Genomic DNA, 25,062 nt, shown 5'->3' on the forward strand with positions numbered 1-25,062 from the left:
ATTTATTTTTCTATTAAAAGTTATAGGATATGGATAAACTGTAGGTACGCCCTACATAGCGGGTAAAGGTTTCGCGGTCGCCAATCAACTGCTTGGTATCCTTATCCGTATACCCTTTTTCAAATTTCTCTGAAAAACCTGGTTTATAGGCATACCGGTCTCCCCATTCAAGATTGAGTTGTCCATCTGTACCTGGCTTTGTTTCGTACGTAGCATGGTCATTGATAAAGAAGCGGTGCGGGGCATCAGTTAGATTGCCCATATTCAGCCTGGCTTCCATTTTTTTACCCATAAAGCGATAACTAAGCTGCAGGTCCATTTGTCCCCTTGGGCGTTCATACTCAGCCAGCATCGGCTCACTGGCAGTTACAAAAGTTTTATAATCCATGTAGTTGTACATGACATTGATTCCAAAACGCTTGCCGGCATACTCTGCACCCAGATTATAGAGCAGAGGAACCTGTCCGTACAGCTGACGGGGATATTTTAGGTATTTATAATAGGTAGAATCCCTGAAGTCTGCAGTTTTGGCATATACGATTTCGCGGCCCTGTACCTCAGACCGCTGGATCGTCAGGTTACCCCTAAGGTAGATGTCTTTCAGCACAGCGGATTCCTGACTGATAAAATTCAGGTTTTTACGCAGTTCAAACTCCCAGCCCCGTACTTTTGCCCATTCAGAATTGCCAAGGGCGATATAAGGTGAACCACCGGTATTATTGTTGAGTCTATAGAATTCGGCTGGTTTATCAAAGAATTTGTAAAAATATCCTGCTGAAATAATCTCTCCGGCACCAGGAAACCACTCTACCTTTGCATCGTAATTGTCAATCAAAGTGGTGGTTACACCCTGACTGGTTACCTCAGACCCATAGTTAAAGTCGTAGCGGGAAAATCTGGAGTTCTCCATTAATCCCGGCCTTATCGCAGATCTGGCGTATGCAGCCCTGATGTTCAGGTCAGCAACAGGGCTGTAGGTAATATTCGCCGAGGGCAGAAACTGCCAGTCTTTCTTTTCGCCTAAGATCAGCTTAAGATTTTGATTGTCTAACCTGCTTGACGGATTCCTGATGGTGTCCAGTCTAAAGTACTCTGCTCTGGCCCCCCATACCAACCTGAGCTTTGAACCAATCTTATTGTCCAGCATCAGGTAGGTTCCATGGGTAACAGATTTCCCTTCGAAACCAGCGTCAGAATATCTCGAAGGATTATAGAATAAACTTGTTCTCGGATTTGCCATGTCCATATAGTTTCCCCAATCCTTTAGCGGAATTTCCTGGTACGTGGAACTTCCGGCACTGGCTACTGCTATTGGGAGTATCATCCAGTCATACCAGGCATGCCGGTCCATAAAATTATACCCGGTCTTAATTGTATGCGTGGTATTCCCCAAATGGAAATTATAGCTTCCATTTACGATGATGTCCTTATTGATCTCTTTGTAAACAAATTGTCCGCGGTACAAAGTTCCCCACCCTGGATCGCTTGATTGTGCAGGAAAATAAAGGTACAAAGGGGCATAATTTGCGTATTCCTTATTGCCCAGATCTGCTGAGGAGGCATCTTCCTCCGCCTGTTTAAGATGAGTACGTGAAGCATTCCAGTCGACCTTAAATTTTCCCAGCGTATGCTTTCCTGTTAACTTGTTTTGCAGCAGGTCGGTAAATTTCGGACGCTCATTTTCCTGAATACCCGGATATTTATTATCAGCGCTTTTCGGGGATTCCCAGTCCCATCCGCTAATGCGGTTAAACACGTTGTCGAAGATCCGTGTATACAGATTATAGGTTTGCAGCTGGTGCTTTTCGGTATTAAAACCAGCATTTAACATGGCTCCCAAAGACGTATTGAAAACATATTGGTTCCCCGTGTTGACATCTTCCGGATCATCTGCATCGGTAGGCCTAATGCTCCAGCTACCGCGGCGCATATTTGCAATATAATTATTTCGCTGCGTATTGCGATAACTCAGGGAGCCCACAAATCCGATCTTCCTAACCTTTGTATTGCTCAGGTTATATACCTGTCCTAAGCTGAACTGATAATTCTGCGAAGGTGCGGCGGCATAGCTCCTGGTGCCTAAACGCTCAGTACCACCAATACGTTTATTTTGTTCGGCTACCTGTGCCGCTTTGATTACGTTTTGCGCATCTGATACCAGTGGGTTGTAAACGCCATTCAGGTGGATGAGGTCTTTTGGAAAGATCTTACGATCTCCATCATCAAACCCAAAGTAATCATATTTTCCGCGGCGATAGCTCATAAAATCTTCTCCCATGGTGCGATCGTTAAAGGACGTGCCTGCATTGAAAGATGTAAAGTTTTCAGTTGGGACTGCCTTTGTAGTGATCTGTACCAATCCCCCGGCAAAGCTGTAAGGCATATCCGGCGTAATGGATTTAGCCACCACAACCTGTTCTACCAGGTTGGTCGGAATGAGGTCAAACTCAAAATTTCTTTCCTGAACATCTGTACTTGGAAGTGTGCTTCCGTTTAACGTAGCCACATTGTAACGTTCTGCAATTCCCCTTACCACTACACGTTTACCTTCAGTAGTACTTACTCCGGTAATACGGGACAGTGTTTCTCCTACATGTCTGTCGGGTGTACGGGCTATTTGCTCGGCCGAGATACCATCCGTAAGACCTGCTGCATTTTTCTGCTGCAAGTATAATCCTGCGGTACTTTCTTTTTTAAAGTCTCCGGTAACCGTTACCTGCTGCAACGCATTGTTTGCCGGGTTTAAAACGATGTTCAACGATGTGGTTTGTCCGCCTTTAACCTGTACCTGGGTAACCCTTTTGGTTTGGAAAGAGATATAGCTCAGCTCCAGGGTATAAGTTCCATCGGCCATGCTCAGCTGGTATGTTCCATCCACGCTGCTCTGTGTAGTTTGTCCGGTCTCTAAAACCCTGATGTTTGTACTGGGCAGCGGCTCTCCCCTGTCGTCCATCACCTTGCCCGATATTCTTCCTGGCTTCTGTGATTTAACGGCAGGCGTTACATTTGAAGGTGCTGTTTTACTTTCCAGTTTTACAGAAATGGTTTTATTCAAAATGGCAAAACTGAATCTATAATTGTCTTCCAATTGTTTCAGCGCCTGTGCGAGCGTAACTTGTTTAAAATCTATGTTTTCAATTTTCACTGAGGCCAGCTGTGCTTGTGAATACGAAAAAGAATAGCTGGTTTGCTTATCCAGTTCTTTTACCACCGCTGCAGCATTGGTTATTTTTAACCGTATTGATACTTTTTCTGCCAGTGCATCGGGCTGTGATTCCGCACGCAGCGGATGGAATATGGTAACCAGTAAACAGATGATGAAGGTCATAAAAATTACCATCTGCTTTCGTCTGCCTGTTATAGGCTGATTTTTATTAGTTTTGTAGTTCATTTAAATACTTGTGTAAAACGGGTTTTTTAATGCTGAGGGAAGTGGTTGCTACACTTCCCTCTATTTATGAGGTATTGTATTTACTGTCTTCGTTAAAATCTTTCTATAATTATTTCTCCTTTCTTTGTTGTAAATTTCAGGTCGTGCATAAACAGGATGGCATGAAGCGCTTCTTCCAGGGATACATTTTCAAAAGAAGCCGTTACATTTTTACCCTGTAATTTCTGTGTGTTGTATTTAATTACGGTATGATACCTGGCAGCAAGCCTGTCGAGCGCCAGGGCAAGCGGAATTTCATCAAACACCAGGCCTCCGCGCATCCATGCAGACGGGTCTTCAACGGCGATCAATCTGACTTCCAGTTTTTTCTGGTCTTTGCTGTAGCAGATCATCTGCCCCGGACTAAGTTCTGCCTGGTTATGTGGATTTTCACGATCGTTTATTCTGACATGACCGCGAACAAGGGATACTTTGATCTGGTTTTCATGTGCGTGGGACTCTACGTTAAATGCGGTTCCCAGAACGGTTGTGGTTATATTCTGCGACTGCAGTATGAAGGGATGTGCGGCATCCTTTTTCACATCGAAAAATGCTTCACCAGACAGTTTTACCCGTCGTTCATGTTCACCAAAGTCACTGTCCCAGGATAGCTCAGCTGATGTATTCAGAACAACCTGGGTTCCATCCGGCAATGTGATCTTTTTGATGTTTTGGTTGCCGGCTTTTGCCGTAAACATTTCGGGACTTACCGATGTGCGGTACATGGTATACAAGCCAAAAGAAAAGACTACCAATATCAGGGCTGCAGCCACATAACGTGTCCATACGGGTAAACGCTGGATCAATGTACTTTTCTTTTGGAAGATGTGTGCATTGAGGTTGCCCAGCATGCGTAGCCTGGTCTGTTCTTCTGCATCCCCACTTGAAAACACCCGACCGCTTTTTAAGTCGAGCTGGTTGTACCAGCGGTCTGCAAGTGCTTTCTCACTGGTGTTTGCTTTGCCTTCATGGATCTTTTCAAAAAGGTCAGCTAAATTTCTTTTTCTGTGTGCCATCTATATACATGTTCCACAGTGCGGCATTAGTACCAGAAATAAATTGTTAGCTTTCTGTTAAGAAATTGTTAACCAGGTCAGGATACACAGTTGAGCGGTGGACAGGTTATGTTCTGATGTTGATTTTCTCAATCTCAGAAGTGCATTACTTACCTGATTTTTAACCGTTTGTGGTGACACATTGAGTTGTTCTGCGATTTCTGAAATGGAATATTGTCCGCTCCGGCTCATGATAAAAATTTCTTTCATTTTACCGGGCATTTGATCGATGGTGGTATGAATGACCTGGATGATACTGTCGTACTGCAGTTCGTTCTCCAGAATCTGCAATGGATCGGAAGCAAATTCTGATACACCCTCGTGCTTTAAGAAGGCTTCAAAGTTCTTTTGATGCTGTTCCCTGAATCCTTTAGTCCTGAAATATTTTGCAAGCTTAAAAAACACAGAACCATGTAAATAATTTTCAACAGCTACGGTAATTTCCGGAATGTTTCCGCGCCTGTCCCACAGTTCAATGAAGAGTTCCTGAACCAGATCAAATGCATCGTCTTCGTCACCAATCTTTTTAAGGGCATAGGTATAAAGAGATTTCCAGAACCGGTTATATAGTTCAGCATAAGCTTCTGTATCCGAAACCCTGACTAAATCCAGTAACTCTTTATCATTCCTGCTGTTCACGGCGGCAAAGGTATCATTTAACAGATTAAGTTTATATTAACATTGATCTGTTCGGAAAACACGGAGGCATTATGGTCTCTTTAAATAAAGAATAAAGCTTTTGAGTTAGACCTCGAATATGTTAAGACTTTTGCCAAAAGTATTCCTGGCCGCCTGTGACCTATTATTTGTGAACTCAGCAAATAGTTTTTACCCTGCGTTTACAAACGAAAGTCAGCTACAGCTGTTACTAGATCATGGACAAAATTGGTTTTGGCGGCAGCTGCCATTGGTGTACGGAGGCTATCTTTCAGTCATTAAAAGGAACAGGAGAAGTCTTGCAGGGATGGATCTCAGTTAGCGGAGAACCTGATCTTCTTTCAGAAGCAGTCATCGTTGAATTTGACCCGGCAGTTATTTCACTGAATTCGCTCATTGAAATTCACCTTCATACCCACAGCTGCACGTCCGTGCATTCCATGCGCGACAAATATCGCTCAGCAGTCTACTGTTTTACAAAAGAGCAATTTGCATCCGCCGGGACGGCGATTCAAGCATTGCAAAAAGATTTCAGTCAACCCATCATTACTGAGGTTCTCGATTTTGGGGATTTCAAATTGAACCAGCCTCAATATCTGAATTATTATTATACAGACACCGAAAGACCATTTTGTAAAAATATCGTAGACCCTAAGCTAAAGGAACTGATGAGTAAATTTTCAGATAAACTAGATTCCAATAAGCTCAGCCATCTAAATCCTTAGAAAGCATTGATTTCGCTTACACCAGCCATAAGTTCTACCATAAACAGGCGTTTATACGCCGCAGTATAAGCGTAACGGCTATAATAGAAAGGGCTGAAGAAATTGATCTCCAGCCCTTTAAACAAATTCATTAATCAAGTTTATTAATCAAACCGATTATTTAATCAATGCCCGTGGCAAAAAACAATCCTTAATAGTCCTTAGGATTAGGGAACAAATTGCATATATCTGCCTGCCAGCCCTGAGGAGAGGGCGTAACAAAATACGACTGTACTTTATTCAGGCTGTAGCCCTTATGCGGAATATAAAGACTATTCACATAGGCCTGACTCAGGTACTCATCTCCGTTAAAAGCCCATTCTGTAGTTCCGGCTTTCGTAAAATAGACCACGCATTGCTGGATGTCAGCTTTACTCAGAAAACCTGCGGAAGGTAAATAGTCAGTATATACCCAGGTTCCAGGGACAATATTTTTAGCCAGATAAAGCTGTTCCCCAGTGTTGAGATTGTACAAAGAGATGTCAATCGGATCATTGCTATCCGGATAGTGAATGTAAAAACCCAGCTTGTTCGTTGCGGGATCTGCCGGAGGGGGCGTCACATCGATCACCTTACCATCAACGTATACAAAAGGAAAGAAGAATTCCAGTTGTCCGCTGGATAGTGAGACGGTCTTCTGCAATAGTTCCGCTCCTGTAGTCTTGTTCTTGATCTGTACCCGGAGTTCGTTCTTTCCCGGGAAATAAGGATAAACCTTACTCAGATTGAACGGACCATTGGGTTGTATGATGTCCATGTTATACACTACGGTATCAAAGGTTGCTTCCAGCTGGTCGTCGCTGAGGTTATATCCGTGAAAGCCTACGTTTACGACTTTCGCCGTCTCTATTTCTTTATTGCAGGATGCCAGGCTTAAGACCGTAAGCAGGATAAAGGCAAATGCCTGTATGTTTTTCGTAATCATAACTATTTTTTAAAAGCTTTAAAATCTAACCTGAAGGTAACTATCGATCCTTTTATCGGCCGCTGAGCCCGCCTCTGTAACGCCTATCCGCTCAGGCTTAACGCTGGTGAGGTAAGGGAAAGTGGCATATTGACCGATGGTAAACCCTGCATCTTCGTAATATGGGATGTTGGTACCTGATTTAAAAAATTGGGTGGACTGGTTAACAAAATAGATCTTTCCATTGATCTCTGTACGTCCGCCTGTAAAAATAGGCGCTTCTATAAATGGAGAAAAGGTATTGGGCTTTGCGGTAATCCTGGCCAGTTCTTCAGATATTTCTGGTACAAGCATGCCATTGAGTACCACCTCGTGGTTTTTAAAATAGACGATATCGATATCTCCCGTATAACCGGACAATGCAGGGATGAAGAGGTAACTTGCCTGCCGAAAGCCTGGCTTATCGGCCGGAAGATCTGGCTTTTCGACCAATTTTCCACCTACATAAAGCAGGTCAATGGACAAGCTATATTCGCCCCTTTTCACTTCGCCTTCGTAGATCTTTTTACCGCTGTCCTTCTCTGTAATCATCAGCTTTACCTGATCTTGTCCTTCGCGAAAGGTATATTTATCAGTCCGCTTAAAACTGCCATTGGGCTCAATCGGATATTTTAAAGTCATGGTATCTATGGTAATTTGCAATTGGCTGCTGCTGCCATTGTAACCGCTGGTAATTACAGCAAATGCTTCCTCCTTGATTAAAAAATTATCATTTTTCTGACAGCCTGAAATACTCATTACCAACAGGAACAGCAGAATCGGTGTGTGTAAAAACTTCATATCTTTTATGTTTAAATTTGTTGTTAAAATGAATAAGAGAGAGAAAGGCTCATGGAACGGCCTATTTTCCTGGTAAAGGTATCGGTGTCACCAATGCGCATTTTGGTTTTGCCATCCTCAGAAGTCTCGTAATAACCTTCTTCATACTTTTCGGAAAAGCCGTATTTCCATTCATAGCGGTCAGACCACTCGAGCAGGCCCGGAGTTGCATTGGGTTTTACTTTATACGTAGTCCCATTATTTACATAGAAGCGATAAGGGTTGTCTGAGAGATTGCTTAAATTGAGTTTCATTTTTAATCCCTTATTTTTAAGAAAGGCATAGCCGATCTGTGCATCCAGCTGATTTCTGGGGCGCTCGTATTCTACAAATTCAGGCATCATGCCGACGGTAAAGGTCTTATAGCCCATGTGATTGTAAACCACATTGAGACTTAAGCGATCACCGCTATATAGCAGTCCGAGGTTATACAGCACCGGCACCTGGCCATAAAGCGGGCGCTTTTCCTTCAGCAATACCTTTTCGCGATATGCGTAGCTTAAACCTTCCTTGTCATACGTACCTTCTCCAAAACTGGTATAATTGAACCTGCTGGCCTGTACTTCCGAATTTTGCAGCGTCAGGTTGGCGCTCACAAACATATTTGCCAGCGGCTTCCATCCGGCATATAAAAAGCTCAGGCTTTTACGGAAGTCAAATTCCCATCCCCTAACTTTGGCCCAATCGGAATTGCCCGTGATGGCATCTATACTTTGGCTGGAATTGGTGATGTCGAGATATAACTCTACAGGATTTTTGAAATATTTGTAAAAATAGCCTACCGACAATACCTCTCCAGGAGCCGGGTACCATTCTATTTTCGAATCATAATGATCAATTATGGTAGACAGTACGCCTACATTGTGCTGGATCCTTCCAATTGTTGGATTGAGGCGGGAGAAACCAGAGTTTTCAATCAAGGAGGGCCTCACAACCGATTGGGCATATGATCCGCGGATATTGAAATCTTTAAATGGTGTAAGGGTCATATTTACCGAAGGGAGATAGCGCCATTTTTGCTCTTCTGTAGCGGCATCCAGGTATTTGTGTACCAGCTGACCAGTTGCCGGGTCTACATAACGACGCTTGGCTTCGGCCTGCTCGTCGAGGTGCTGACTAATCCCGCTGTTGGCGTCCTTTATTTCTTCATAGACATAAGATTCTGCCCTTATTCCCCATACCAGTCTCATCCAGCTAAAAATGCGGTTATCTACCATTCCAAAAAAGGCTGCATTGGTATTCTTTCCTTCGTATCCATTTAGTGAAAAAGATCCCGGGTAATAGAAAATATCATTTAAAGGATCATTAAACTCGAAGTACTTGCTCCATTCCTGTACCGGAATACCTCTGTAACGGGCACCGTTCAGTGATCCTACCGGCAGGATGTTCCAGTCATACTTGCCATGGCGTTTCAGGTACTGGTATCCGGCTTTGATCTTTTGGTTCTGTTTACCTATTTTAACCAGGTAGCTGGCTGCTATATCAGCCATCAGGTTGTCCTCATCATAAAGGTACTGTGCCCTGTTAAACACACCCACACCCGGATCTGTCACACTATTGGGAAAATAGCTGTACACGATCCCGTTTGCTGTTCCTTCCGGAACCAGTGAGGCTTCTACGGCATCATACTCATTGTTAGAGATCTTGTTGCGTGCTACATTCCAGTCCAGTAAAAGCTGTCCAAACCTATGTTCTCCGCTCAGCTTGGTCTGAAGCAGTTCAATAAATTTAGGACTGTCATTTTCCGTAACTGCGGGGTTATCGCCAAATCCGATGTCATTGCCCCATCCTGAAATACGTATAAACCGGCTCTGAAGGCTTCTGGAATAAAAATTCCGGGTAAACAATTTGTGGTTCCCCATTTCCCAGCCGCCATTCAGCAATGCGGCCCAGTTGGTATTGAAATTATATTGCTTGCTGCCTGTTTCATGAATTTCCTTACCCGTTATGGCATCATAAGAATTGGCCGTATTTTTTGCCCAAACTCCCCGTTCAAAATGAGAGATATCATCAATCATTTGTTCATTCCGGTAGCTAAGTGATCCCACAAAGCCCAATCGGCCCTTACCTGCATGGTAGCTTTCGCCAAGGCTAAACTGAAAATTCTGCGATGGTCGGGCCGTATAGATCCGTGTACCCAGTCGTTCAGTCCCACCAATTTTCTTGTTCTGTTCGGCAATCATTGCAGGTGTGATCGGTGTCATACCAGATCCCGGAGGTGTTACATCATCGTAGGGTCTGCCGGGACTATAACGATCCGTGCTATAAAAAAACAGGTCTTTCGGGAAATGGTCTTTTCTACCTCCGTCGTCAAAAGCAAAATAGTCACTCTTACCCCGCTGATAGCCCAGAAAATCCTTTCCGGTGCTGGCATCGTTGTATTTGCTTCCGAAGTTAAAGGTGATGAAATCTTTATTGGGTATGGTAAGCGTACTGATCTGTACCAATCCCCCACCAAAGCCAAAGCTCATGTCGGGTGTAAAACCTTTAGACACCACCACATTGTCGATGAGGTTACTTGGAATGATGTCAAATTCAAAGTCACGCACCTGTACATCCGTACTTGGCAGGGTTACCCCATCCAGCATGGCTACGTTGTATCGCTCTGCGATTCCGCGGATGACCACCCTGCGGTTGTCATTGGTACTAACCCCGGCTATGCGTTTCAGTACATCGCCCACATTCTTATCTGGTGTGGCTGCAATCTGCTCAGCCGAGATGCCGTTAGAAATTTCAGCGGTATTCTGCTGCTGCGCATAGAGCCCTGCTATGGAAGCTTTTTTGTAACCAGAGGTTACCACTACTTCAGACAAGGCATTGGCTGCTCCCTTCATAGCGATATCCAATGGTGTATTTTTGCCTATGGTGACAATTACGTTGGTAATGCGCTGGGTTTGGTAAGAGAGATAACTGATTTCCAGGGTGTAGGTACCTGCGGGAAGTTCCAGGCTATAGGTTCCGTCTACATTGCTTTGTACCCCTTTGCCGCCTGTTGTGACCTTGATATTGGCACCGGGCATGCCTTCGCCTTTTTCATCTACAATTTTACCCGAGATACGACCCGGCTGCTGGGCAACCCGCTTTTCATAGAGATAAATATCTTCCTCTACCTGCCGGTAACCCACATTGGTATTTTGAAAAAGCCGGTCGAGTATTTTCTTAACCGATTCGTTTTCCAGATGGAGACTGATGATCGTATTGCCACCAATCAGTGCCTTATTGTACATGAAGTTGAAGCCTGTGGACTGCTGCAGTTGCTGCAATACCTTGTCGCGGCTTATGGACTTCATATTTACGGAAGTTTTTACGGCTGTGATGCTTTGTGTATACGCGGGCCTGGCCAGCAGGGTGCCCCCCATGGCAGCAATGACGATACACGTGAGCGCTGAAAGTTTCATTAGCTTAAATAAATTAAATAGAACCCCATTTAATATTTGTTTCATTTGTTTGAATTTGTTCTCCATAACCGTAGTTTTCACTACTTTTGGATAGTTTATAATAAGATTAAGACACTTGTTTAAGACTGTATTGATACCGGGATTGCTGTCAACAATTCCGGTATTTTTTTTTAATTGAGTATATTATTACATAGGCTTCCTTTCTGATTGTCGGTGTTTGGTTTATTATTCTTATTTATTTTCTATTATTACTTCGGGTTTTATTTTCTGTTCCTGGTTGGTTTTATTTTCTGTGCCTATTTTCCGGCGTTATTTCCTATTCCTATTTCCGGCATTATTTTCTATGATTAGTTTTTTGCCTTTTAACTCGTACCGGAAATGATTGATGCGCTGTAAAGACTGCAGTACATTCTGTAAGGACTTATTGTAATATCTACCGGTAAACAGTACGGCTGGCTCTGATTTTGCCTGCAGACTGATCTCAATGCCATACCAGTTCTCCAGGCGCTGTTTCAATTCATTGAAGTCGGCATCCTTCAGGATCAGGATGTTGTTTTTCCAGGCCGCAAGATCTGCAGCATTCATGTCGTGATTTTTGAAGGTTCCTTTTTTAACGTTATAGGTCAGTCCCTGGCCGGGGGTAAATATGCCCATCGTCCTTTTAGATTTGTTGGTTACTTTAGTTACCTGTACCCTACCCGTGTTTACGGATAAGGTAAGCTGGTCTGAAGCCCGGTAACTGCTGATGTTAAACGAGGTGCCCAGCACACGGGTATCAATTTGATGTGCGGCATGAACGATGAACGGCTTATGGGGATTGGGTGTAATCTCAAAAAAAGCTTCCCCCTCTTCCAGAATCACTTCGCGGGTTTTTCCTTGAAAATGTTTAGGGTACTTCAGCACTGTAGCGGCGTTTAGCTGAACAACGGAACCGTCTGACAAAGTAATGATCGCCTGACGGCCTTTTGGAGTGCTATACGTTTCGTAAGTTTTGTCTGCCGTGGGATGATCTGCCTTTTTCTGGTAATTCTGGTATAGCAAAATCATACCGGTAAAAGCGGCTAGCATTGCGGCGATGCGCAGGTAAGGTTTGATAATCTTTATGATTAAGCCCCGCTCTTTATGCGTCTTGTTTGGAATGGACTGCCTGATTTTTTGAAGAATTTCCTCCTGCAGCCGCCTGCGTTTCAGATCAGTCATGACCTCTGTATTTTCTCCGGACTCATCCAGCCATTGATCGATGGCCTTGATCTCCGTTACAGAAGCCTTACCAGCAAGATAGCGATCAACCACTATCCCAAATTGTTTAATGTTCATTTATATAGCCTTTATATACATGCGTATAAAAAGGCCAAATCGTACTATCCGGAATATGTTATGGTTACATTAAGCTATTGTTAAATAGCTCCAGTTTTAGAGATTCGAGAACAAAATCACAATAAATGCTTCTTTTAGCCCGACACGGAGTTTTTTTAGTGCCGTGCTCAGTTGGTTCTTTACGGTCTGCTCGGAGATATTGAGCCTATTCGCGATTTCTTTGATACTCAGATTGTCATCTTTGCTCAGCAGGTAGATCTGTTTGAGCCGATCTGGCAGCAAATCAATTTGCAATTCTATGGCGGCAAGCAGTTCTTTTTGCTGTACGGGATCCAGTGAGGCGGTAAAATCAGGCATCACCACTTCAGTGTAATGCTTTATTTTTTGCTCCTTTTTGATGGCGTTTGATATTTTATGGAGCAGTTCATAGCGCACACTGCTGAACAAGTACTTTTCCAATGTTTCGTTAATGACCAGCGATGAAGACCTGATCCAGAAGTTGATAAAAACGTCCTGTACCACATCCTTTGCGTCATCTTCATCTTTCAGCTTTTTTAGTGCGAAGAGATATAGCGGTTCCCAGTACCGTTTAAAAATTTCTTCAAAAGCGGGTGCATGGCTGCTTTTAACCTTTTCAATTAATTCCGTATCAGATAGCGCTGCTAGATTCATGTCATTACTCCCGCCAAAGATAATGGAACATTATTACCATCATATTAACTTAATTCCAAATTCTCTTTTTTGAAATCTATGGTTTATTACCTGACAATGTATTGGATCAGTCTCCATTTAAAAGAAAAAAAGTGTATCATAAATAATGAACCCCAAAAGTTTTGTCCAACTTTTGGGGTTCACTTCGAAATGACCGCGCCCTGTTTTTATTCGTACCTCTTTCAAAGCGCATTTTCAAATATTGAATTCTCAGCGGCCGGGTTTCATTTACGATACTTCCTCAAATTAACGGGAGTATCTTCCTGTCAGTTTAACTATTGATCGATGTTAATTTAAATCTTCAACATAGCGGAATACGGCTGTTAACAGATCCGACGCACCTATTTCAGCAAAGGATGATTGATAAACTTTAACGAAGTCTATTCCTGGTAACTGAACTTTCTTTCCGTCTTTATCTACAGCCCAGCTAATGTCTATCGAAGGATCTTTAATGCCCCCGTAGCCCCAATCAAAAGTACCCACGTTGAATGTAATGCCAGTACCATCACTAATATCTTTCACAGGAACCTGCAATTTGGTACCTTTCATGGTATAGGAATCTCCAATCCATTGCGGGTAGTAGTTATAGCGTCTCCATTTTTTTGTTCTTGTAATTGAGCCGGATGCAGATTTATTATCAGTCCATTTCAGGTAGGTAGTATCAAACTGCCAATCGGCTGCGCCCGCAACAGCTGTTTTATTTGGATCAGGTTTATAATAGGTTATTTCATAATTTTTAACCGTAGAAGATTTATGGTATTCGCTCCCCGCTATTTCATACCATTCATTGTCGTCAGCTATTCCGTTTTTATTGGCATCGTATGCCACAAAAACGCTAACCGGAGCAAATCTTGTTCCGCTGTTGCTATTTTCCATTTGAACAGTAAAATCACGTTTTCCATAGGCATTGATCACCGTATGGTCGAACCGTGTGGTGATGTAGCCTCCAAAAGTACCCAGGGGAACAGATAGGTCTTCGTTAAGTTCTGTCTGGACTGCTTCTAAGGCTTCTGCTTTTGTGCTATACACATAATCGTTTAAAATAAACTCCGGGGAAGGCATGTAATCTACAACAGACCATGCTTTTGAATTGTAGGTTTTATTTGTTTCAGAAACTTTAACCAGCGTGGAGGCACGTCCGGTAACGTCGGCAGCCGTTACGGTAAGTTCTACCGTATAATCAGCAGCTTTAGGCGCAATGAAGGGTAAGACCTTTGTATCACCAATGACAGAATCTCTAACAACGCCATCCTTATTGGAGACCTTGATGGTCCATTTATACTGAGGAATCACTTCGCCACCATTTTCAATGGTCACTTCAGGATCTATAACAACTACGTTATACCTGCCTGCCGCAAAATCAGACTTTAACTTTATGGATATTGAAACCTCAGGATTGGTAACCGGGTTTACTTCATCCTTACTGCAGGAATAAAACGCGGCAATTGTCAATATGGACAGGCTATATTTGATATAATTTTTCATGTTTTTGAGTTTATCTTAGGTTGTATTTTTTTAATATATGAAGATCTGCCGCTCCGGAAAATCTGGCAGCCATGGAAGATTGCTGCTGACAAAGGCCCATAGGCTCACTCACACAGTTTACAACTTTTATAAAATCTATGCCTGGGAGATTTGCTTTAACTCCATTCTTGTCAACTGCCCAATCGATATCAATATCAGGATTTACGGAATTTACATAACCCCATTCCGGAGCTTCGAAGTTCCATAAGGTAGTTTGACCCGCCCGTGCAGCTTCGAAATTCACATTTAGCTTTATTCCTTCATAGACTATAGTATTTTGAGTCGCCCATGTCGGGTAAAATTCTTTTTTAGTCTTAGGTCTTGCCATGTAGTAAGACTGTCCCTGATTATTTTCACAATACAGGTGCTCAAGATCTGCAAAAAAACCATTCGGCCCGGTAACCACAACAGGTTTTCCTGTAGCAGGCTTATTGTAGGTAATTTTGAAATTCTTAACCGTATTGGCTTTAGCATGGCTGCTTCCAATGATTTCGTACCACTCGTCATCATCTGGCTTAGCATTGTCATTTTTATCATAGGCCACGTAGATCAGTCCAGGTGCAGGCGGATTCGTTTTATCTGTCAAATCCCCACCATAAACCCGCAGGTCTTTTTCTCCCGGAATATTAACCACGGTATGGTCAAAACCGACGACAATAGAACCTCCAAAGCCGCCCAGGTCTAATGGATAGCCCACGCTGGTTTCATTGATCCTGCCCAATGCAGTGTTCATCACATCAGCCTTTAAATTTCCTGTTTTAAACAGGTCATTGGCAAACATACCCGGTGCCGGGTCAAAATCGTAAATGTTGGTGATGTACGGGTTATAGTTTTTATCGTTAATTACGGTGATGGTCGTTTTTTTACTTCCCTTTTTTTGATCGGCCAAAACATTTAGGGTGAGCTCGTAGGTACCAGGATAAAGGGTAATAAATCTTAAGTCTTTGGTATTTCCGATCACAGAATCGGTAACCTGATCAACCGGATTTTTAGTAAGTACCCACTCGTAAGCGGGGTTATTGCCATTGGCAGAAGCAGTGATGTTTAAGACGCTGAAGGTAGCTACTTCATATTTTTCCTGAAGGGTGATGTCGCTGGGATTTATAACATCAGGTGTAACCTCATCTTTGCCGCATCCGGTAACTAAGAATGCGAGTGCAAAAAATAAATGGGTAAAGTTTTTTTTCATGATTGGGATTTAACTATTTTAATTTTTAACGGGATATTTATTGGGTGGATATTATTACCTGGTGGGGATATTTTCTTTCAGCAGGTGCAGATCGGATGCACCCATAATTTCGGTAGAGGTTTCTCCTAGCCAGCCTGCCTGCTGGTGAAGCCCATTGGATACTTTCACAAAATCTATCCCCGGAAGGTGGATCCTGTTTCCGTTCTTATCGATTGCCCAGTCGATGTCAACTGCAGAATCATCGTCGGTGTTGGGCGCATTGTCGGCATAGCCATATAAAAACGCATACTGAACAAAATAGCTTCCAGTTCCGCTTTCATCAATGGCATTGTCCGGCAGCCTGGTTCCTGTAAAGGTTAGGGTTGGCTGGTCTTTGAGCCACTTTGGCCAGTAGTCCAGAGAATGGTTATAGGCATTATTTTGGGTCAGGTAGCCATCTTTACCCTGGTTGTCTTTCCAGTAAATATATTCTGTGTCTGTAAAGAGCACGGTTCCTGTGCCGCCACCCGGAACGGGCTTCTTGTTGGGATCAGGTCTGTAATAGGTAATTTGATAATTATGAATGGTCTTTGCCATTTTATGACCGGCACCTTCAATCTCAAACCATTCATCATCCGGAAGTCCGTTTTTATTCTGGTCATAAGAAACCATGATCACCCCTGCTTCACTACTGCCGCCGCGCATCTCAGCATTTGGATTTGGATTGGCATCTGCCCAAAACGCATTGCCGGAAACCCTGAAATCGCGTTTTCCTTTTACGTTGACAATGGTATGGTCAAAGCCGAACACTATGTAACCACCGAATGCGCCAAGGGATAGCAGGTCGCCATTCTTCTTAGCGAGATAGGTATTGGCTCTTGTTAAGATTCGTTCAGCGGTTTCACCGTCATTGGCCGACGGTAAATCGTTTATAAACTGACCCGGAGCAGGCTTAAACTCGAATACTTTGGAAATGAAGGTTGTATATTCTTTCGCCTCTCTGGCCACAGATACCTTAACTTTTTGGGTTTGTGATGCACCCTTATCATTGATCACCACTGACAGCTCATAGTCTCCAGCTTCGGTAGCGGCAAACAGGGCTTCCTTTGCTGTGGCATTGGACAGCGCATAATTATCAGATGGCGCGTTCGTTACTGTCCAGTTATAAGTGGCTTCTGCAGTTGCACCAGCCTTCGGACTAACGGCAACAATTTTGGTGCGCTGAACAGTAAACAAGTTGATTTCAGCATCAGCATTGCCTTCTGGCCCTTTATCACTTTTGGAACAGTGGACAAGAACCAATGCGGAGAGCAGCAGCAGTAAGGAACGAAGGTGTTTTAAAGATTTATCGTACATGATTTTAATTTTTATATATAAAGGCAAAATGCGCAGGAATATTCCCGGCAGTAGTTTTCCATTTTAACCGCCCGTCAGGCGTAAAGCAGTAGATATAGCCGGTTACCACATAATTCTGTGCATCGGTTATATAGATCTCTTTGGTTTCCGGGTGCACCTGTAATCCGTAGGGAATCATGATTTTCTTGTCCGTTCCATCGGTGATGATCTTATCGCTGATGATCTTTTTGGTTTTGGTATCCAGTATTCCGTAGGCTATTTTATTGCTGTTGGTGAGGTAGCTCCATTCTACGCTATAGAAATAGAGCAGGTCGTCTACCAGGCACATGCCCAGTACCGGAAGGTCCAGGCTCATCTTCTTTTCATCTGTTTTGCTGTCGATTACAAAAAGGTTAGAAGGAGTACCATAGTAATCACCCCTGGAACTTACGTAGATGTCTCCTCTGCTGTCTATTTGCATTCCATAGAGGTTTATGCCCACATCTATCTTTTTAATCTCTGTGAAGCTCTCCAGGTCTATCACAGAAACTGTCCGGTCGTAATTTGGCACCCGATATCCGCCGGAATTTGCCACATACAGTTTGCCGTTGGTTACCACCATTTGTTCGGGTTGATACCCCACAGTAACCTTCCGTTTGATCTCTAATGTTGCCGTGTCGATCTCGGCCACGAAGCCGATCTCTGCATTTGGATTGATGGCTACCGGCCCGGAATAGGAACTTACATAGGCTTTGCCTTTGTAAAAGGTGACATATCTGCAATTCGGGATGTCTATTTTAGCAATGCGTTTGGCCGTCCATTTATCGATTACCTCTACTTTATTGGAGCAGTTGATGACCGCATACACCTTATTGCCATAGATCTTGATGTCGTTGCCCACATCGCCCAGTTCTTTGACCACCGTCGGATTACGCTCTGAATAAATGTCGGTCGTATAGGCACCGGTCCTGTAATTGAATACATCGATACTGGCCCTGTTCATGCCCATATTGCCTTCATTGAGCAGGTAAAATCCTTCTATGTTACCTTCACTTGCCGGCTGGGCAACGGTTTTGGTGGAGGATAAAAAAATCACTTCATCTTTCCTGCAGGAAATTAAAGCCAGGAGGATCCACAGACCTATCCCTATTTTTATTGAGCTCTTTTTCATAGTTCCATACTGATTATAAATTTGAACGTACGGCCAGGCATGGGATAGTTGTAGATGACCTCGTAATGCTGGTTCAGTGCATTGTTGAGTTCTATGGTCCCTTTTAACCTGTAATGATTTACGGTGAAGGATTTTTGTGCCGACAGATCGTGCGTGTACCAGGGCTGCACTTCATTGACCTTGATGTTGTTTACATTTCCATTGTACCGCTTACCTACATAGATAAAGCTGTAGTTGAGGTTCCATGATCCATAACCGGCGTTTAGTATAGCCGATCCGCTGTGCCAGGGTGCGTACGGGATCTGATCTCCATAAGAGGACATCTCTAAGCCTACAAATTTGGTATAATCCCTGCTTTCAGAATAGGTATAGGTCAGGTTTGCAGCCAGGTTTAATTTGCTGATGTGCGTACCCATATTGATCACTGATTCTATACCTTTTCCGCGCACTTGTCCCATGTTGGTCATCATCCAGCGGAACAGGTTTCCTGTCGGTGCTGCTACAATTTTATCTTTGGTGTGGGTATAATACGCATCTGCCTGGATAGAGAATTTGTCTAAGAATCCATTTTCTACCGGTACCGCATAGTTAAACCCAACATCGTACTGGTTCATATATTCGGGTCTTAACGTACTGGAGCCAACCATTGTGTAGTAGAGGTCGTTAAAAGTAGGCATCCTGAAAATGCGCTTTGCAAATGCCCTTAACGTAAGATCATTTTGTTTAAATGGCGTATAGCCAATGAAGAGCGCGGGTGTAAATTCTGTTTTATCGGGCGCTTTGGCATTATACCGTACCTGCTCGGTTACCTGGGTACCCAAAACACTTCCTAAAACCTTAAATTTCCCAAGTCTGAGGGAACTGGCCAGAGAGAACAAGGCGGTATAGCGCTGAGGAAATGAAAACTGGGTCTGGATCCCTCTCCGGGTTGCATCGAGCCTATTGTACTGAAAATCTGCCGACAGCGATACATCCCATATCGGCAGAATGCTGTACATATTTACTACGGATACATACATTTCATGCTGGTAGTAGCTATCGTCAGACTGTGCGCCTTCGGTTACGGTTTCTCCGAGGATGCTGGTGGTGTCCCTGGCAATGTAACGGGTATCATCATAGGCATATTTTGCCCTGGCCTGGAACTTATATTTTTCTGTAAAATCCTTAACAAAAAAAGCCTGCGTAAAGAAGCTTTGATCATTCTGCCGGTATCCGTCTGCAAACTTATTTTCTACGATGGCTCCCGGGGCTCCCCTTTTTGAATCGTAGTAGTAAACTTTGGCATCCCAGGAGCCTTTGTCTATTTTCCCATAAAGGCCTGATTCTATTCTCAATGCTTTGATGTCGCTGTTCTGCCTGGTGGCGGTGGTATCATAAGCTACTGTACCATCCTGGTTGTTTCTTTTATACCTGAACTGGTATTGACCATTGGACCTGATGTATTCTGAGCTCAGGCTCAGGCTTACTTTGTCGCCCAATTTCTGCTCCAACCTAAAAGAGGGGTCGTGGTAGTTGACCGACATGGTTTTATAGCGCAGCAGTAAATTGGTTTGCTTATGATCCTCAAATACCGGCCGTTTCGTTTTCATGTAGATGGTGGAAGCGGATGCGAAGTCTTTGGCCGACTGGAAGATCTCACTTTTCTGTCCATTGTACATGGTGAGGGCTTCCATATCATCGAGGGAATATTTACCGAGATCTGTAACGCCGTTCTGGGCATTACCCAGCTGGATGCCATCGTAAAAAACACCCACATGGTGGGTACCCATGTTGCGCACATCCACTGTTTTTAGTCCGCCGAGACCACCATAATCCTTAATCTGGGTTCCGGCGAAGTATCGAAGTGCATCGGCGACATTGTGGCTTGCCAGGTTCTCGAGCTGTTTACCGGAGAGGCTTTGTACCGGGATTACTTCCTGGAACGGTTTGGCATTGATGATTACGTTTTTTAAGGTCTTTATGCTGTCGGCAGAAACAGTATCTCTGCGCGCCTGAGCATGAAGCACGAGTGGTACAATGGTTAGGAAGAGGATTAAACGTGTTCTTTTCTTATTATACATCACAAATTTAATTGTAAAAACTTGCTGAGATGTAATGATTAAGAACGATAAGAAAAATCCGGTTATAAAAATAACAGGGGGCAGATTCTTGTTGTTCAACTTTATTCCTCGAAAGTCTTAAACTATGTGATTCTGGCAGGTATCCTGACTTGTTCCATCTTTAAACGACCTTCCCATTTCTCATCGAAACAGTGGCTTTAGTAGTGTTTAAAGACTTGTATAGAACTTACAGTAGCGGGTCTGTTCAGGATTTACACCTGATTCCCTTTTAACTATTTTTTCTCTGAAATTTCAAAAAAATAGACCAAAAACTTTTATGCAGCAAATATATGATCTATTTTCATAAAAAAGATAATTGATATTTAAATTAAATGGGGTTGGGAGATAGGAATAGGTAAGAAAATATTACTATATCTCAGAAAATAGGCTCGCGTCTCATTATCTTGAAGATACTTGTTAGGCCGCTACCATTTGTGTGTAGCTTTTTCTTTTCAGAATGTCACTGATAATCCCAGTCCATATTCTCTTCCATTATAAAAAGGCATAACAATCCCATTTCTTTTATATTTTTCTTTAAAAATTGTTTTTTTAATTAATGGCTGAACCCAATAAGCAATTTTGGTACTTAAAATTCCGATTCCAGCACCTGTGGCAACATCAGTAAGCCAGTGCTTTTCGTTGGACATTCTAAAAAGACCTGTGCCAGCAGCAACTACATAGCCGGTAATACCATACCAATCCGATATATCTTTATATTCTTGATGTAAAAATTCGGCGCCCATAAAAGCCGTGGCGGTATGCCCCGAAGGAAACGACCTTGTGTCTGAGCCATCTGGTCTGGTAACTTTTGAAGTTTTTTTTATGATGTTTACAGAGCCACCCATAATAAGATATGCCGTTGCCAAAACAATGGTTCTATCTTTAAAATTATTTTTTCCATGTATACCTAATGCATTTAAGGCATATACAGATAAAAACGGACTATATTGAGTATAATCATCTAGGCTTACTTTCTTATCATCATGCTCCCTAAATTCATTTTTAACACTGTTATTTATATCTTTTAAAGTAGGGCTCATAAGACCAACAACTCCATATCCGATTAAAACAGTTGGAATTATGAGCGATTTATATTTGAATTGAATATTTTCACGGTTTTTGGTTGAGTCAATTGAAGCGTTTTGTCCGTTAACCTTTAAAACAGATAGAAATAGAAAAAGCACCATTATTATTTTATTCATTTATTTTATCAATTACACACGAAAAATGTTGTTTCTATATGCTTTATAGCATTGCTTCAAGATTATTGAATAACCGAACTTTTCATGGAAAGAATAATTCCGATTTTTACTATAGGCACAACGCTTAATTACTTAATCCTATAGCTTTTAGTATCCATTTCTGCCAGCCTGAAATAGCCAAAAGCGTAATTATTGCTATTGGTTTGATTGATAATATTACCGCGAACTGCACTTGGTGTTGTAGGGAAAGGGTTGCCATCATTGCCAGTAGCCAATATTAATTTGAACATGTAATTGTAATAGCTTTTTGAAATTCCATACAGTTTAAAGTCTACCTGGTCCCCAGCTTTTAACTTTTCGTGCGAAAAGGACTCCTGCATCAATTTACCATTCGTGTGTTCATCATCTTCAACTTCAAGCTCGGGGAACGGCGAGTGCGGCTGGGTAATATTGTTTAGATAAGCATTTGCCTGACTTGCATTATCCTTATAGTAAAATGTTATTTCAATTTCATCGCCGACGTCACCTCCTTTGTCGTTCTGATCAATATTATCTTCAATTTTTGGGACAGGAGTAAATGTTTCTGATGCAGTATAGGTTTCTCCGTTTAAAACAATTTTTAAGTTATAAGTCTGGCCGATAACAGGAAGGAAATTGTGACAAACATATTGCCCCGTTCCCGGAGTTTCAACAAAATTAAAAACCGCATTTGATGCATTTGTTACAGTAACTACTGCTCCTGAAACGCTCGGGAATTCGGAACTGTAATAACCTGTTGTTGTCGACAATACGATCTTTTGTTCATTGCCAGCTGTATTTTTAACCCAATCTATAGATGCATCTATAACCAATCTTGGCGATGCTGTCTTAAGAGGCACATCAATAGCTTTTTCGCATCCTGTCACAAACAGTGCAACGGATATAATTATAATTTTTGGTAGTAGTTTCATTTTGTCTTTTTATATATAGTGAGTTGCTTTTAAAATTTTACGTTGTAAGTGACACTAGGGACAATACCAAAAATGGATACTCTTCTTGTCTCACTTGTTCCCGTATCTTCATTCTGTCTAAAAGAGTACGATGCTGCATTGTTTCTGTTATAAAGATTGTAGATACTGAAATTCCATTCACCCTGCCATCCTTTTTTCTTATCGGGTTTAGGCGTATAAGCTGCAGATACATCTATACGGTGGTATGCGGCTAAAGAATTTTCATTTCTTACTCCGTAACTCGCAACATTAACGCCCTGATATTGGTATTTTCCGTTAGGAAATGTTGCTGCTTTACCGCTCTGGAAGGTCAAAATAGCCCCAAATGACCATTTCGGACTTATAGCATAAGCGCCAGTAACAGATAAATTATGTAATTTGTCATAATTTGCCCTGTACCAATCTCCGTTATTTATACCCGGTTCATCTGCATTTCTGCCCGGTGTCCTTTGTTGTGCTTTAGAAAGCGTATAGGAAACCCAGCCTGTCAGCTTTCCTGTATTTTTTTTGAGCATCATTTCCAGACCATACGCTCTTCCTTCTCCATTTAAAAGCACGCTTTCTACAGCATCGATTCCAAGTAAATCTGCGCCGTCAATATAATCTGCTTTATTCTTTACTTTCTTGTAGAATGTTTCAGCTTCCAAAGAATACTTATCGTCTTTAAAATTGTGAAAGTAGCCCAGTGCTACCTGATCTAAAATTTCTGGCTTAAGGTATTGGTCAGAAGGTGCCCATATATCAAGTGGGCTTGCAGAAGCAGTATTTGAAATGAGATGAACATATTGGCTCATTCTATTATAACTAGCCTTAATGGATTGGTCATTGTTTAGCGAATAAGCTATGGCAAGTCTTGGTTCCAGGTTGTCAAAACTTGCTATCTTTTTATTTTTCAAATAGTTTATTGTTCCTGTTGGCTTGGTCTCTTCATAAATATGAAGTTCCTTATTGTAGACAACTGGTTGATTATTAGCATAGGTGTACACTTCCTGCGCGCCTAATCTTTGAAAATTACTGTAGCGAAGTCCATAATTCAGTGATAATTTATCAGAAAAGTTTTGGTCAGCACCAATATAGGCGGCATTTTCAAAAGCATATTTTCTAGCCAACTGGTCCGGATTTACGCCTGAACTTTCTCCAAAAGGCCTGATTGTTCCGGGATTAAAGTCGTAGTAAATTGAATTTATACCATAATTTAAAGTTAGGTTATTTGAAACATAATGTTTAAAATCATATTTAAAATTGTAATTTTTAACCTCTGCTTTCCAGTCAAGACCAGCGGATTTTACTTTGATCTGGTAGTCATAATCACTATAGATGGAAGATACATTAGAGAAAATCTTGTCTGAGAATACATGGTTCCACCTGAGGTTAAAAAGTTTGTTACCGTAGGTGTTTATAAAACTGTTATTAAAATTCAGGTTGTCGTTACCAAAGTATCCCGATACAAAAACATTGTTTTTATCATTGAATTTGTAATTGAACTTGGTGTTCAAATCATAGAAATAGGCTGAATTTGGTTCATTTGCCATCTTCAAAAAAAGATGTGCGTATGATCCTCTTCCCGCAACCACGAAAGAGCTTTTGTCTTTAACAATTGGCCCTTCAACAAGTAACCGGCTGGAGACTAACCCGATGCCCCCATTAACATGAAACTCCTTGTTGTTTCCTTCTTTTTGATAAATGTCCAGTACTGATGATATACGTCCTCCGAAATTAGCGGGAATACCTCCTTTGTACAGTTTTAGATCTTTGATCACATCTGAATTAAAAACAGAAAAGAATCCGAATAAATGCGAGGTGTTATAAACAACGGCTTCATCAAGCAACACGAGATTTCCATCAACGGAACCTCCCCTGACATTAAATCCCGATGCACCTTCCTGAGCATTGGTAACCCCGGGAAGCTGTAAGATAGATTTTAAGACATCCACTTCCCCCAGAATGGCCGGCATCTTTTTTATTGTGGCAATGGACAGTTTATTAGTACTCATTTCAGGTTTTCGGATGTTTGCTTTTGTTGTATTGGTTTTAATTACAACTTCACCCAATGTTTTACTGTTTTCTATCATCACAAAGTTCCTTTTTGTATTTTCGCTCAGCGTGATAGTTTCTTCTATATTATCAAAACCTACGTGACTTATGATAATGGTGTAAGTTCCTTTAGGCACTGTGGTGGTATAAAATCCATAAGAATTGGTAGTAATGCTTACTTTCGCTTCTGGAATATAAATAGTCACCCCAATCAATGTTTCGGTATTGGATTTATTAGATATTGCGCCGCTAAGGGTAACTTTTTCCTGCGAATATGCATGGCCTGCAAAAGCAAAAAAGAGTACTAGCAAGGATAGGATTCTACTTTTCATTTATTAATGTTTTGAGTTAAATGTTACAATTATTGGCTAAAGTATATTTTTGCTGAACCCGCATATTTTATATATACAAAATGCTTTACTTAA

General features: G+C 42.1%; 18 protein-coding genes and 1 riboswitch. Of the genes, 1 reads left to right on the plus strand and 17 read right to left on the minus strand.

Features of this window, described 5'->3' with window-relative positions; all coding sequences use genetic code 11:
- Nucleotides 1-13: 13 nt before the first annotated feature.
- From ATK78_RS13505 to ATK78_RS13515, 3 genes are all read right to left on the minus strand, one after another.
- Nucleotides 14-3,391 carry a TonB-dependent receptor gene (locus ATK78_RS13505; RefSeq protein WP_133576654.1) on the minus strand — a complete coding sequence of 1,126 codons (3,378 nt, stop codon included), beginning with the start codon at nucleotides 3,389-3,391 and terminating at the stop codon, nucleotides 14-16.
- A gap of 92 nt (nucleotides 3,392-3,483) precedes the next feature.
- On the minus strand, nucleotides 3,484-4,446 hold the full coding sequence (locus tag ATK78_RS13510) for a FecR family protein (protein WP_133576655.1): 963 nt from the start codon (nucleotides 4,444-4,446) through the stop codon (nucleotides 3,484-3,486).
- Between the two features lie 57 nt (nucleotides 4,447-4,503).
- On the minus strand, nucleotides 4,504-5,124 hold the full coding sequence (locus ATK78_RS13515; protein ID WP_166664883.1) for an RNA polymerase sigma factor: 621 nt from the start codon (nucleotides 5,122-5,124) through the stop codon (nucleotides 4,504-4,506).
- Between the two features lie 236 nt (nucleotides 5,125-5,360).
- Between ATK78_RS13515 and ATK78_RS13520 the strand changes: the two genes are divergently transcribed.
- Nucleotides 5,361-5,867 (plus strand): peptide-methionine (S)-S-oxide reductase, encoded by a 507-nt coding sequence (locus ATK78_RS13520; protein WP_133576657.1) that lies wholly within the window; start codon nucleotides 5,361-5,363, stop codon nucleotides 5,865-5,867.
- On the opposite strand, the gene ATK78_RS23055 is transcribed toward ATK78_RS13520, so the two are convergent.
- The 14 genes from ATK78_RS23055 to ATK78_RS13585 all read right to left on the minus strand — a co-directional run bounded on the left by ATK78_RS23055 (nucleotide 5,864) and on the right by ATK78_RS13585 (nucleotide 24,969).
- Nucleotides 5,864-5,998 carry a hypothetical protein gene (locus ATK78_RS23055; RefSeq protein ID WP_262712170.1) on the minus strand — a complete coding sequence of 45 codons (135 nt, stop codon included), beginning with the start codon at nucleotides 5,996-5,998 and terminating at the stop codon, nucleotides 5,864-5,866. The two genes, ATK78_RS13520 and ATK78_RS23055, sit on opposite strands and share 4 nt — an antisense overlap.
- Before the next feature lie 59 nt (nucleotides 5,999-6,057).
- A complete protein-coding gene (locus ATK78_RS13525) occupies nucleotides 6,058-6,831 on the minus strand; it encodes a hypothetical protein (protein ID WP_133576658.1) in 774 nt (257 codons plus the stop codon).
- An 18-nt stretch (nucleotides 6,832-6,849) separates the two neighbouring features.
- Complete coding sequence (locus ATK78_RS13530) at nucleotides 6,850-7,650, minus strand: hypothetical protein (protein WP_133576659.1); 801 nt, start codon at nucleotides 7,648-7,650, stop codon at nucleotides 6,850-6,852.
- 23 nt (nucleotides 7,651-7,673) lie between these two features.
- Complete coding sequence (locus ATK78_RS13535) at nucleotides 7,674-11,132, minus strand: TonB-dependent receptor (protein WP_243732525.1); 3,459 nt, start codon at nucleotides 11,130-11,132, stop codon at nucleotides 7,674-7,676.
- A 264-nt stretch (nucleotides 11,133-11,396) separates the two neighbouring features.
- Nucleotides 11,397-12,404, minus strand: a complete 1,008-nt coding sequence (locus ATK78_RS13540; protein WP_133576660.1) for a FecR family protein — start codon at nucleotides 12,402-12,404, stop codon at nucleotides 11,397-11,399.
- A 96-nt stretch (nucleotides 12,405-12,500) separates the two neighbouring features.
- The gene (locus ATK78_RS13545; RefSeq protein WP_133576661.1) at nucleotides 12,501-13,076 is read right to left on the minus strand and encodes an RNA polymerase sigma factor; all 576 of its coding nucleotides are present in this window, start codon (nucleotides 13,074-13,076) and stop codon (nucleotides 12,501-12,503) included.
- A 327-nt stretch (nucleotides 13,077-13,403) separates the two neighbouring features.
- The gene (locus tag ATK78_RS13550) at nucleotides 13,404-14,600 is read right to left on the minus strand and encodes a hypothetical protein (RefSeq protein ID WP_133576662.1); all 1,197 of its coding nucleotides are present in this window, start codon (nucleotides 14,598-14,600) and stop codon (nucleotides 13,404-13,406) included.
- A 10-nt stretch (nucleotides 14,601-14,610) separates the two neighbouring features.
- Entirely contained in the window at nucleotides 14,611-15,828 is a 1,218-nt protein-coding gene (locus tag ATK78_RS13555) for a hypothetical protein (RefSeq protein WP_133576663.1), read from the minus strand.
- 54 nt (nucleotides 15,829-15,882) lie between these two features.
- Entirely contained in the window at nucleotides 15,883-17,163 is a 1,281-nt protein-coding gene (locus ATK78_RS13560; RefSeq protein ID WP_133576664.1) for a cell surface protein, read from the minus strand.
- Between the two features lie 4 nt (nucleotides 17,164-17,167).
- On the minus strand, nucleotides 17,168-18,313 hold the full coding sequence (locus ATK78_RS13565; protein WP_133576665.1) for a YncE family protein: 1,146 nt from the start codon (nucleotides 18,311-18,313) through the stop codon (nucleotides 17,168-17,170).
- The gene (locus tag ATK78_RS13570) at nucleotides 18,310-20,373 is read right to left on the minus strand and encodes a TonB-dependent receptor (RefSeq protein WP_133576666.1); all 2,064 of its coding nucleotides are present in this window, start codon (nucleotides 20,371-20,373) and stop codon (nucleotides 18,310-18,312) included. The genes ATK78_RS13565 and ATK78_RS13570 overlap by 4 nt, the downstream gene beginning before the upstream one ends.
- A gap of 117 nt (nucleotides 20,374-20,490) precedes the next feature.
- Nucleotides 20,491-20,697: riboswitch (cobalamin riboswitch) on the minus strand.
- Nucleotides 20,698-20,864: 167 nt separating this feature from the next.
- On the minus strand, nucleotides 20,865-21,614 hold the full coding sequence (locus ATK78_RS13575; protein WP_133576667.1) for a phosphatase PAP2 family protein: 750 nt from the start codon (nucleotides 21,612-21,614) through the stop codon (nucleotides 20,865-20,867).
- A gap of 128 nt (nucleotides 21,615-21,742) precedes the next feature.
- The gene (locus ATK78_RS13580; protein WP_133576668.1) at nucleotides 21,743-22,564 is read right to left on the minus strand and encodes a DUF4249 domain-containing protein; all 822 of its coding nucleotides are present in this window, start codon (nucleotides 22,562-22,564) and stop codon (nucleotides 21,743-21,745) included.
- A gap of 29 nt (nucleotides 22,565-22,593) precedes the next feature.
- Nucleotides 22,594-24,969: a TonB-dependent receptor gene (locus ATK78_RS13585; protein ID WP_133576669.1), complete on the minus strand. Its 2,376-nt coding sequence runs from the start codon at nucleotides 24,967-24,969 to the stop codon at nucleotides 22,594-22,596.
- Between the last annotated feature and the right edge of the window lie 93 nt (nucleotides 24,970-25,062).

This window comes from Pedobacter metabolipauper (assembly GCF_004362715.1).
Taxonomy (GTDB): Bacteria; Bacteroidota; Bacteroidia; order Sphingobacteriales; family Sphingobacteriaceae; genus Pedobacter; species Pedobacter metabolipauper.